7 protein-coding genes are annotated in these 12,024 nt (G+C 50.8%); all 7 read left to right on the forward strand.

Features of this window, described 5'->3' with window-relative positions; all coding sequences use genetic code 11:
- Positions 1–143: 143 nt before the first annotated feature.
- The 7 genes from leuC (at position 144) to F456_RS0107830 (ending at position 11,917) form a co-directional block, all read left to right on the forward strand.
- Complete coding sequence (leuC, locus tag F456_RS0107800; protein ID WP_018976452.1) at positions 144–1,565, forward strand: 3-isopropylmalate dehydratase large subunit; 1,422 nt, start codon at positions 144–146, stop codon at positions 1,563–1,565.
- Positions 1,566–1,592: 27 nt separating this feature from the next.
- A complete protein-coding gene (leuD, locus tag F456_RS0107805; protein ID WP_018976453.1) occupies positions 1,593–2,195 on the forward strand; it encodes a 3-isopropylmalate dehydratase small subunit in 603 nt (200 codons plus the stop codon).
- 438 nt (positions 2,196–2,633) lie between these two features.
- Positions 2,634–4,031, forward strand: a complete 1,398-nt coding sequence (locus F456_RS0107810) for an N-acetylmuramoyl-L-alanine amidase (protein ID WP_018976454.1) — start codon at positions 2,634–2,636, stop codon at positions 4,029–4,031.
- A gap of 134 nt (positions 4,032–4,165) precedes the next feature.
- Positions 4,166–6,925: an S-layer homology domain-containing protein gene (locus F456_RS22075; protein WP_018976455.1), complete on the forward strand. Its 2,760-nt coding sequence runs from the start codon at positions 4,166–4,168 to the stop codon at positions 6,923–6,925.
- A gap of 138 nt (positions 6,926–7,063) precedes the next feature.
- Complete coding sequence (gene nth / locus F456_RS0107820; RefSeq protein ID WP_018976456.1) at positions 7,064–7,735, forward strand: endonuclease III; 672 nt, start codon at positions 7,064–7,066, stop codon at positions 7,733–7,735.
- A 63-nt stretch (positions 7,736–7,798) separates the two neighbouring features.
- Complete coding sequence (locus F456_RS0107825) at positions 7,799–8,056, forward strand: hypothetical protein (protein ID WP_026293733.1); 258 nt, start codon at positions 7,799–7,801, stop codon at positions 8,054–8,056.
- A gap of 45 nt (positions 8,057–8,101) precedes the next feature.
- On the forward strand, positions 8,102–11,917 hold the full coding sequence (locus tag F456_RS0107830) for a dynamin family protein (RefSeq protein WP_018976458.1): 3,816 nt from the start codon (positions 8,102–8,104) through the stop codon (positions 11,915–11,917).
- Positions 11,918–12,024: the final 107 nt, after the last annotated feature.

The raw sequence follows: 12,024 nt of genomic DNA on the forward strand, positions 1-12,024 counted from the left end.
TCGTCTATAGGCAAAACCTATCAGAATTATAGTTATCATATCTTGGAACAATGAGACATCAGCATGTTATATTTAACCCAATAACAAAACCGGCGCACAAGAGGCAGCACAGTCGGTTCGAATCCAGCAGCGGGGTGAACAAGATGAGCAAAAAGACTATGTATGAGAAAATTTGGGACAACCACGTAATTCATCAGGAAGAAGGCAAGCCGTCCATTATTTATATCGATTTGCATCTGGTGCACGAAGTAACATCGCCGCAAGCATTTGAAGGACTGCGCCTCAGCAATCGCAAGGTTCGCCGTCCCGATCGGACATTCGCTACGATGGACCATAACGTACCGACGACCGACCGATTCAATATCAAAGACCCTATTTCGAAGCAGCAGATCGATACGCTCACGCAGAACTGCAAAGATTTCGGCGTCAAACTGTTCGATCTGGATACGCTTGATCAAGGTGTCGTACACGTTATGGGACCGGAGCTGGGCTTGACCCATCCGGGCAAAACGATCGTCTGTGGCGACAGCCATACTTCTACGCACGGAGCGTTCGGCGCTCTCTCGTTCGGTATTGGTACAAGTGAAGTGGAACACGTATTGGCGACCCAATGTCTGCAGCAGGGCAAATCTAAAACGATGGAAGTACGTTTTGTCGGAACTCGCAAGCCGGGAGTAACCGCGAAAGATATGATCCTGGGCGTTATTGCCAAGTACGGTACTGATTTTGCGACAGGATACGTATTGGAATATACAGGGGAAGCGATTCGCAGCTTGACGATGGAGGAGCGGATGACTGTCTGCAACATGTCGATCGAAGGCGGAGCGAGAGCAGGTCTGATTGCGCCTGATGAAACGACATTCGAGCATATTCGGGGACGTCAGTATGCGCCGCAGGGCGAAGCTTTCGAAGCGGCGGTTGCCGATTGGAAAAAGCTTGTTACGGATGAAGGTGCGCAGTATGACCGGGTGGTCGAGTTCGACGTTGATTCTCTGATTCCACAGGTAACTTGGGGCACAAGCCCTGGCATGGGTGCGGACATCGATTCGGTCGTGCCGAATCCGGCGGATTTCGCGACAGAGAACGAGCGCCGTGCGGCGGAGAAAGCGCTGGAATATATGGATCTGGTACCTGGAACTCGGATGTCCGATATTCCGATCGACTATGTCTTTATCGGCTCCTGCACAAACGGGCGTATCGAAGATCTGCGCGCTGCAGCTGAAATCGCCAAAGGCTACAAGGTAGCGGATAGAGTAACGGCAATTGTCGTTCCCGGTTCCGGCCGAGTCAAGCTGCAGGCAGAGCAGGAAGGGTTGGATGTCATTTTCCGCGAAGCGGGGTTTGAATGGCGTGAAGCAGGATGCAGTATGTGTCTGGCAATGAATCCGGACGTACTCCAGCCGGGACAGCGCTGCGCCTCGACATCCAACCGCAACTTCGAAGGACGTCAGGGCCGCGGAGGCCGGACACATCTGGTTTCGCCAGCCATGGCCGCAGCAGCTGCGATCGAAGGACGCTTTACCGATGTGCGTGACTGGAAATTCAAAACGGAAGTCGTTATCTGATCAATCTGCGGAAAGAAGGGACTTATTATGGACGCATTCAAACAATTAAATGGACTCGTCGCTCCAGTAGATCGGGTCAATGTCGATACAGACGCTATTATCCCCAAGCAGTTTTTGAAGCGCATCGAGCGGACCGGCTTCGGTCAGTATCTTTTCTTCGAATGGCGATTTGATGAGGCAGGTGCCGAGAATCCTTCGTTCGAAATGAATAAACCGCGTTACCAAGGTGCCGAAGTATTAATCTCCCGGGCTAACTTTGGATGCGGCTCGTCTCGTGAGCATGCGCCGTGGGCAATCATGGATTATGGATTCCGCTGCGTAATCGCTCCGTCGTTTGCCGACATTTTCTATAACAACTGTTTTAAGAATGGTATTCTGCCGATTCAACTGTCCGAAGAACAGGTTCAGGAACTGTTCTCCCGCACTGCGGAGCATGAAGGTTACCGGCTTAACGTCAATCTTGAAGCCAAGACCCTTACCGACGATTATGGATTGAAGATCGACTTCGATCTGGACGAACATCGCCGCCAGTTCCTACTGCAAGGACTCGACGATATCGGTCTTACGCTTCAGCATGAAGATGAGATCGAAGCTTATGAAGCGAAGCGTGCCGAACGGGCTTACGTTTAAGAAATAACGTCGGCAGGTTGACAGTAAACGAAATAACGCCGCTTGGCCCTCTAGGGTCAGCGGCGTTTTTGAATTGTAACAACTTATATTGGAATACAGCTTATATGGTGATACAATTGTTACTCATTTACGACAACTAAAAAAAACAGCAGGTTTTTTTGATTAACTCTAAGTTTTGCCTGCCTGGTCTGCCGATAGATAATATAAGAGAAACACAAAAAAACGCGTTCTGCGTAAAATAACCCTGTCGGTAGTCCCGGTTGAAAGAAAATTGGTAACAAAATTGCAATAAATGTCGCAACTTTTGAAAAAAGTACGCGTCTAAGCTAACGTGAGCAGCTGTTGGGATGTCAATGGTTCGGAAATTTCGGGAAGCGTTTGGGAGCAAGCGTAGGTTGTACCGAAGTCCGACGAAAAACACGAAGTTAGAGGTGGATCATGAAAAAGCATGTTTTGACGACAATGATGGCGGTCCTGATGCTGTTGTTCTTGCTCCCGCACACGGGACAAGCGGCTTCGTCCGGAACTAAGGTTTATCTGGATAATCAGGTACTGGAGAAGGCAGACGTAGTAACCGTTAACCAGACGACAATGGTTCCGATTCGGGTGGTATCCGAAGAAATGGGATTCAAGGTCGCTTGGAATCGGGCAGCTCAGCAGGTTACGGTCGGAAGCGGTGCAGACACTGTTGTACTCACTATTAACCAGAGAGCGGCGGCGGTAAACGGAGCTATCGTTTCCTTGACTCAGCCGGCAATGATGAAAAACAATACGACTTACGTTCCGCTGCGCTTTATCAGCTCGCAGATGGGCTTGCAGGTTAAGTGGGACAATGCAGGCAAATCGGTGTATCTCTTCACTGCGGGCAATCCAGCCGGTAGTCAGGTCGGTGCGGCTCCTTCAGCACCGAGCGGCAGTACGACAGCTCCGGTCAACAATTTGGCCGAAGTCCAAGCAATCAGCTTCAGCGACAATCGTCTGATGGTCACGACGAGTAAAAAAGTAGCCGTCAAAGATTCGGTTCTGACAGGTCCGAATCGCATTTTGCTCGAGCTGTCGAATACCGGATTTGGAGCGACAATCGGCGGTAACTTGGGTGTCGGACAAGTAGGTACCGTTGCCGTGCCAAACGGGGCAAACGTTTCGCAGATTCGTTACTTCATTCCGAAAACGGCTCCGAATACGGTCCAAGTGGTTATCGATCTCAAGAGTGCTAACACGTACAAGCTGTCTTCTGAAGGCACATCCGTGTTTGTCTCTCTCGACAAAGTAACAGCGCCGAATACCAACGTAGGCAGCAATGGCAAAAAAGTAATCGTAATTGATGCCGGACACGGTCAGCATGATCCGGGAGCGGTTGGTCCAACCGGTGTCCGCGAAAAAGATGTCAACTTAGGCCTTGCACTGAAACTTGAAGCTATTTTGAAAAAAAATTCTAAGGTAGATGTGGTTATGACCCGCAGCGATGACACGTTCTTGTCCTTGAAAGAGCGCGTTAAGGTAGCGGAGAACGTCAAAGCCGATGTATTCGTCTCCATTCATAATAACAGCGGCCCTGCGTCTGCAAGCGGCACTGAAACGTTCTACCAGCGGGCAAACAGCAAGTCGCTTGCAACTGTACTGCAAAAATATTTGCTTACAGCTACCGGATTCAAGGATCGCAAAGTACAATATGGCAACTTCCATGTTATTCGTGAAACTACAATGCCGGCTGCTTTGGTTGAGGTGGGCTTTGTAAGCAATGCAGCCGAAGCCGCTCAATTGAAAACAGAAGCGTTCCAGCAGCGTGTAGCCGAAGCGTTGGCCAAAGGTCTATTCGAATATCTGGGCCAGTAAAGCAAATAGGCTGTTTGAACTAAAAGGTTACGATTCTTTCATACATTCGCTGCCGGCAGGATTGAAAAGTGCCGGCGGCGAATTGTTATGTTTAGCGCTTAATCGCTTGTACAGAATGGAAGGGGACATAAAAGATGAAGCAATTTAAATACAGTAGCCACCAATCAGGTGGGAAATTTGCGAAAGCAAACAAGGTAGTTCCAGCGGTACTCGCCGTAATGATCGGAGCAAGCGGAGGATCGTTTGCGACTGCAGCCGAAACTTCTGCCGCCTCGCAGCCGGTTCCTACAGCCGCAGCCGCCAGTCCGCTTTGGGGCTTCAGTGATGTCAAATCGGGTTATTGGGCGGAGAAGCATATTTATAAATTGGCTGCTCAGGGCATCGTGCTTGGACAAAACGGACAATTCAAGCCGGGAGATAATATTACTCGTCAGGAAGCAATTACGATGGCCATCCGTTTTATCGGAGCGGAGAATGAACTGGGTACGATCGAGACAGCCGTTCTGCCGGAAAAATTGACGGTTAACAATTACTTTAAGCCTTATGTGGATCTTGCACTCGACAAAGGACTGATCAAGTCCGCAGAAGAAGCCGATCTCGACGGCAAAGCTTGGGGAACCCAGCCGGCGAGCCGCGAATGGGTAACCAAAATTATTGTACGGGCCATTGGCAAAGAGTCCGAAGCATTGACTTCGACTGCTGCAACCTCTTTCTCGGATAACAGCGAGATCGCCAAGGGAAGTGTCGGTTACGTCCAGACAGCAGTCCGTCTTGGTATCGCTCAAGGTTTGGATAATAACAAATTCAACCCGGCCGGTTCGGTAACACGTGCACAAATGGCTGCATTCTTCAGCCGTTCGGAAACTTATATTACACCTACATATGCAGGAATGACGACAGGAATCGTAACAGGCCTTACGGCAAATACGATGACCTTATATGCAAACGGACGCAGCACAACCTATACACTTGACGCAGGTACCGCTTATTTCACCTCCAATTCTGATGTCAAAGTGCAGCCTTCATCGGTTCAACTCTATACACGCGTTATGGCAGCAGGCTCCGGACAACGGGCCGCTTACGTCGAAATTGTCGATCCGAAGGTACAAGTAGAGACGATTCCCGGCGAATTTGCCCGACTAACCGGCACGACAACATTATGGCTGGCTACTGAAAATGGTTATGAGCAGTACGAATACGACGCATCCACCGCCTTCCTCGACCAGAATGGAAATAAGCTCGATCCGAAAAATATTAGCGGCGGAAGCCGAGTTACGCTGATGCGGGAAACCTACTCCGGGCAGAACAACATACTGACCGTCCAACTAACATCGGGAAATGTCAGCAAGACCGACACGGGAACAATTACGGCTGTCGATTCTGCCGCACGTACTGTGACGTTTACCGCATCTTCGGGAGTGTCAGAGCAGTATAAGCTCGATTCTACATCGATTGTTCGTTATCAAAATGAAATTTTGAGCATGGCAGATCTTAAACCGGGAAGCAAAGTAAGCTATTCGATTGAAAATAATGTCGTTCGCACTATCGAGGTAACCGAAAATGTCGAACGCACGATAACGGCCTCGCTGTATCAAAAGTCAAATGACGGTTCTACGCTGACCTACAAAACGGATTCCGGAGCACTGGAAGTCAAACTGATCGCTCAGGGAGCTTCAGTCGTGATCGATGGGAAGAATGCTTCGTTCCAGGATCTGATTGCGGATAAGTCGCAGGGCGATCGCGTAGTACTGACGCTAAACGGAAACGGAGAAGTAACACAAATCGTCGTTCAGAGCCGTGAAGCGACTCAATTGAGCTTTGCGACAGTCAGCTCATACGATTCGGCGACCGGCGTGCTGGCCGTTATTGATTCGTCCGGTAAACCTTATGCTTTTACGCTGGATGCAAATGCCAAACTGACTTACAATGCGACTTCGCCTAGTCTCAAAGAAATTGAAGCGCTGCTGATAAAGGGACGCGGATTGACCCTCACGGCTGTAGGCAGCCGCCTGCTGTCGCTGGAAGTTATCTATAAATATGAAGGTGTTGTTGAAGAAGTAAATGCGGCGTCGCTGACTCTTACATTGAAGCTGAATGATGGAACGAGTGTTAAACTGCCTTACGGTACAATGGGAACAGTTGTCCAAATGTATGGCGTTAACAATGCGACCCTATCGAATATTAAAGTGGGGGATCGCGTTTCAGCTTCACTGTATGCCGACCGGATAGCTCTGCAATCCGTATCCGTGCAGACGACCAAGCAGTTCCGTGTAACGGGAACCACTCCTGGAAGCAGTCGTCTGAGCGTAGAACAAGGTGGAGTCACTTCCAACTTGTATGTCGACAATAAACAGATTTTCGATGCTCAGGGAACACAGATCGGGTATGCGGGACTTACACTGGGCAGTCTTGTCGACGTAACATTCACAGGCTCCGACGTCTCTAAAGTACGGGTATCCGATAGCGTCATTGGCTCAATCCAGAGTGTCGATGCCGCTTCGCGTTCAGTAACGGTATTGACTTCTACAGGCGCAGTCCGGACTTATTCCGGAGCGGTGTCGCCGCTGACCGTCAATCAAAACGGTTCTATTGTTTCGGGAACGGCAACGCTTGCAGTCGGCCAGCATGTACAGGCTGTCGTGCAGCCGGACGGCAGCACTTCCTTTACTGTTTTTCAGACATTGACCAAAAGCTTCTGGAAGTATGATGCTGTATCACAGACGATTTACGTCAAAATTACTCCGGGCTCGTCCGAAGCTAACACCTTCAAATTGGCGCCCGATGCTTGGGTTCACCAAGGTGCGACGAATATCAGCGTGCAATCGCTCGCCGGAGATGATAAAATCGTATTGTATCTGAATAACAACGTCGTGTACGAGCTCGTGAAGCTATAGATTTCCGCCCCGGCGCTGCCGGGTACGACAGGCCGGCCCGGTGCGAACGGAATCGTTCATCCCGGCCGGTTTGTCTTTGCAAATGGAACTTTTACTGCTTCGTGCTCGGCAACAACGACATGGGAAAAGGATTGAGCTATGGCAAACGCGAAGATCAGACACATTCTGGACACGATTACCGGCATGTATCCAGATGCGCGCTGCGAGCTGAACCACAGCAATGCATTTGAATTGACGATTGCAGTGCTTCTTTCGGCCCAGTGTACGGATGCCACGGTTAACAAAGTGACAGAAGATCTGTTCCGGAAGTATCATACTCCTGCCGATTATGTTGCGGTTTCGCGCGAAGAACTGGAACAGGATATTCGCCGGATCGGATTGTACCGGAATAAGGCCAAGCATATTCAAAGTCTCTGTCATCTGCTGCTTGAGCAGTATGGAGGGGAGATTCCGAGCGCGCACGACGAATTAGTTAAGCTTCCCGGTGTGGGACGCAAGACGGCTAACGTTGTTGTTTCCAATGCATTCGACGTACCGGCTATTGCGGTAGATACCCATGTAGAGCGCGTGTCTAAAAGGCTCGGTCTGGCAGCGGAAGGTGATTCCGTTCTGGAGGTCGAGAAGAAGCTGATGAAGAAAGTTCCCAAAGAAGAATGGACCATGACGCATCATCGTTTGATCTTCTTCGGCCGGTATCACTGCAAGGCCCAATCGCCGAATTGTCAGGTCTGTCCGCTGCTCGACGTATGCAAAGAGGGCAAGAAACGGATGAAAACTTCCACGGTACGGAGAACTCGAAAGTCGGGCTAAAGCATGCTATTTGGCAAATGGAAAGAAAACTATAGGAAAAAGAGGATGAACAGTATGGAAAACATGAGATGCGTGACCGTTTACACCAATGAATTTGAGAAATTTTCGGATATTTTCGAAGAGGTAATTACCCGCGATCTTCCGGAAAACGAAGATACAGAAGTGGAAGGCGTAACTGTTGGCCTCGTAACCGATATCCCGGAAGAATATATCGAGCAGATGAGAGTGAAACCGGAAGTTGTAGTTATGCGCGACAAAAAGCGTAACATCACGATTTTGCAGCACGGAAAAATTTTCGAAATCTTCATCCCGTCCGCTTAATTTTTGCTTGGCAAAATGTTAACGGTACTGAACCTGGAGGAGCATATGGCAGATACGAAGATGCAATCCGGGGATCTGCACAAGAAATTAGAGCGGCTGCGTGCCGCTCTAATTTCATATGAAGATCCCGAAACGGCGGTTAAGATTGGCCAGTTGGAACGAAAATGGGAACAACGTGAGTTAACGCTTGCTTTTCTTGGACACTTCTCGGCAGGGAAATCAAGTCTGATTAATGCACTGTGCGGAGAGCCGCTGCTGCCGTCCGGGCCTTTGCCGACAACGGCAAATGCTGCAATTATTCGGGATGGAGATCGACGAGCCGAAATTACGCTGCATCCTGCCGACGGTTCTTCCGAAGAGTCGGTGTCCGAAGTCCTTCCGAGCAAGAAGGAGAACAAGCTTGTACTGGCGACCGAAGAAATGGAAGAAGCGCTGGCCCGCTATTGCAAGGACGGAGAATCTTATGCGACGGTCGAAATTTGGGGAGATATTCCGCTGTTGAAGGGCGGAGGAGCCTATCTGGATACACCGGGTGTCGATTCTACCGATGCGGCGCATGCTTCCGCGACCGATGCGGCTCTGCATTTGGCGGACGTTGTATTTTATATGATGGACTACAATCATGTACAGTCAGAAACTAATTTGGCTTTTGCCAAAAGTTTGTCCGACCTCGGCAAGCCGCTGGTCTTAATTATTAATCAGGTGGACAAGCACCGCGAAGCAGAGCTGTCATTTACACACTATAAAGAGACGGTCGAGCAGACATTTACCGACTGGCGAATCGGTGCGGCGGGTATTTTATATCTGTCTGTGAAGCATCCCGAGCATCCGTTGAGTCAGTGGAAGCATCTTGTATCCCTGATCGGGCAGCTGCTCGCAGAGAGAGACGAACTGTTGGAACGCGGAATACAGCTGGCTGCGCAGGACCTGACGAAACGACATTTGAGCCGGGAAAGGGAAGTTCGTCCTGCGGAAGCGGCACTGATGAACGAGCAGGAAGAAGAATTGGAGAGCGAAGCGGAAGCAAGCTTGCAAGCGCTTCAGTCTCGTTTGGATGAACTGTCGGGTCGCGGATCGGAAGCGCGCGATGCGCTTATGACCGATCTCGGACGTACACTCGATAATGCACCGATCATGCCGGCTTCGCTGCGGGATCTTATCCAGGTGTACTTGGAATCACAGGCTCCAGGCTTCCGTGCTGGAGGATTGTTCGCTTCGAAAAAGCGGACTGAGCAGGAAAGAGAACAGCGACTTGCGGCAGTAACCGCAGATTTTGCTGAGCGTGTGGAAGCTGGTCTAGACGTACATGTTCGCGAACGATTACGGGCATTCGGCCGAGAGTTGGGCATTTGGAACGCCGAGCACGAGGCCAGACTTGAGCAGGCTCTGCCGCGTGTGGACAGCAGTTGGATATCCGGACATCTCAAGGAAGGTGCACGGATATCGCCGGAGTATGTGATGAATTTTTCAGCGGATCTGCGATCGGATACGCTTGGACGCTTTCGCAGAGCATCTCTGGAATTTGCCGAACAGCTGCTGGAAAGCCGGAAACCGCAGGATGCGGAGCAGACAGCTGCCTTGGAAGAGCAGTTGGCAGGAGCCTCTGAGCTTGCGGAAAAGGCGAAGCGCCGCCGTAAAGTCCGGGAAGCGCTGGATCTGCGTGAAGCGGAACTAATGCAGATGATCGGAGAAGCCGACGTTCTTCCGGCAATAAGGCTGCCGGAGATTGACACTCTGTCGGAACTCACTGGCAGGGAGACAGTGGCCATCGGGATGATGCAGGAAGCTAATAGGCGGAAGGGCGAACAATATGCGGCGAGGCAGCCGTCCGTTGTCAGCTTGGAGGAATCGGTCTCATCAGGAGATATTATGAGGTCAGCTGATTCCCTTCGGTCTATACCGCCGGAGGACGCCTTGGGTGTTTCCGATTCTAATCCGCAGGCAGTTTCCGGCCGCCTAGGCATTCTGAATGCGGCCGCTGACCGCCTGCATGAAGCCGCTGCATTGATTGAGCCGCTGCCGACATTCGGTTCGGCACTGCGGTTTATGCGCGAGCGCGAGACTTCGCTGCGCAGCGGAAGATTTACGCTGGCGCTGTTCGGCGCATTCAGCGCGGGCAAGTCTTCTTTTGCCAATGCACTGCTCGGCGAATCGTATCTGCCCGTATCGCCTCATCCGACAACAGCGGCGATCAACCGGATTATGGCACCAGAACGTGCCGAAGATCATGGCAGAGCCCTGGTCGTCATGAAGACGAGAGAAGAGCTGTTGGATGACCTGTCTGACGCCTGCGAACTGCTTGGACTGAAAGATCCGGCATTGGGACGCTGGAGGTCGGAGGTCCGGGCGCTGACGCCGGACCGTATTCATCCGTCCGGTCGCGCTCATTACAGCTTCCTGCGTGCGGCGGATCGAGGATTTGACCAGGCAGAATCTCTGCTGGGTACGGAAACGCTGGCGGAGCCAGAAGAGTTTCGTCTCTATGCAGCCGACGAGAGCCAAGCCTGCTTCGTAAAGCGAATTGACTTGTACATTGATTCGGAGTGGACCCGTCAAGGCATTGTGCTGGTCGATACGCCGGGAGCGGACTCGGTACATGCCCGGCATACGGGCGTCACATTCGACTATATGAAAAATGCCGATGCTCTGGTGTTCGTAACTTACTACAATCATGCCTTCTCACGTGCCGATCGACAATTTCTATCGCAGTTGGGACGGGTAAAAGGCAGCGATGCGGTGGATAAGACATTTTTTATTGTCAATGCTGCGGATCTTGCCGATTCGGAAGAAGAGTGCCGAGGCGTTACTTCTCATTTGGAAGAAAGACTGCGCGGTGAAGGGATTCTTCAGCCGAGAATTTACCCGGTATCGAGCCTACAGGCGCTGCAGCGCAAACAATCAGGCGAGTTTGATACTCACCAAGAGTCGACGGAAGCTTCGTTGGATCGCTTTGCGGATTTTGAGCGTGAGCTGATGCATTTTGCCGCCGAGGAATTGGCAGGACTGGCGGCAGCGGCAGCTGATCGGGAAATTGAATCGGCACGCGAACGGTTGAATGAATGGACTAGGGAAGCGAATCAAGGCGAACAAGAGCGGCTGAGCCGCCTTGAAGGGCTCGAACACTCACTTGTTAAAGCAGAAGAGATGATTCGCTCGGCAGGGGCTGCCGACAAGCAGGCGGAATTGGTGAGAGAGATTCGGGAACTGCTGTTTCATGTTCGGCAGCGGATTGAGTTCCGTTTCAACGCTTGGTTTGCAGAAAGTTTCAATCCAGCGCTTTTGCACGGAGGAAGTACGGACTTGAAAGCTTCCTTCCTTGCTTGTGGACGGGAACTGTCGCGTATGATAGCGCGTGAGGTAGAGAATGAACTGCTGGCAACCGGGCTGCGGATTGAAAAAGCCGGGCAGCGAATGCTAAGGGCTGCTCTGGACGATGTTAGAGGACGTCTGACCGAACTGGGTGCGCCTTTCGACCTAATTGGTCAAGGTGGCAGTGGAGATTGGGAAACTTTAAAAGTTGCCGAAGTACAGCTTGGGACCGCGCTGGATTGGACATCACTGTGGCCAATGTTCAAAAGCCCCAAAGTCTTTTTTGAACAACGGGGAAGAGAAGCTGTTCGTGAAGCGGCTCTAACGAGATTCCGTGAGGCACTGCAGCACATTACGGACTCAAGATTACCGGAATTTGAAGCTTTCTACGGGGATCAATTAACTGCAAAGCTGATGAAAGAAGCTGAAGAGTTGATGCAGCGGGCTGGCGATGCAGCCGAAGGAATAAGAATGTCATTGTCTGGTGCACCTGATACGGAATTATGGCAGCAGATCGAAAACCAGTTAGAACATATTTTGGCCTCGAAATAAACAAATAGGTAAAAAGGCATACAAAGCAGGAAGAAATTTCTGCTTGTATGCCTTTTTTGTGTTAATATGAGTTTGAAGACTCAGTTTGCCGGGTAACTAATGTGATA

The organism is Saccharibacillus kuerlensis DSM 22868 (assembly GCF_000378145.1).
Classification (GTDB): Bacteria; Bacillota; Bacilli; order Paenibacillales; family Paenibacillaceae; genus Saccharibacillus; species Saccharibacillus kuerlensis.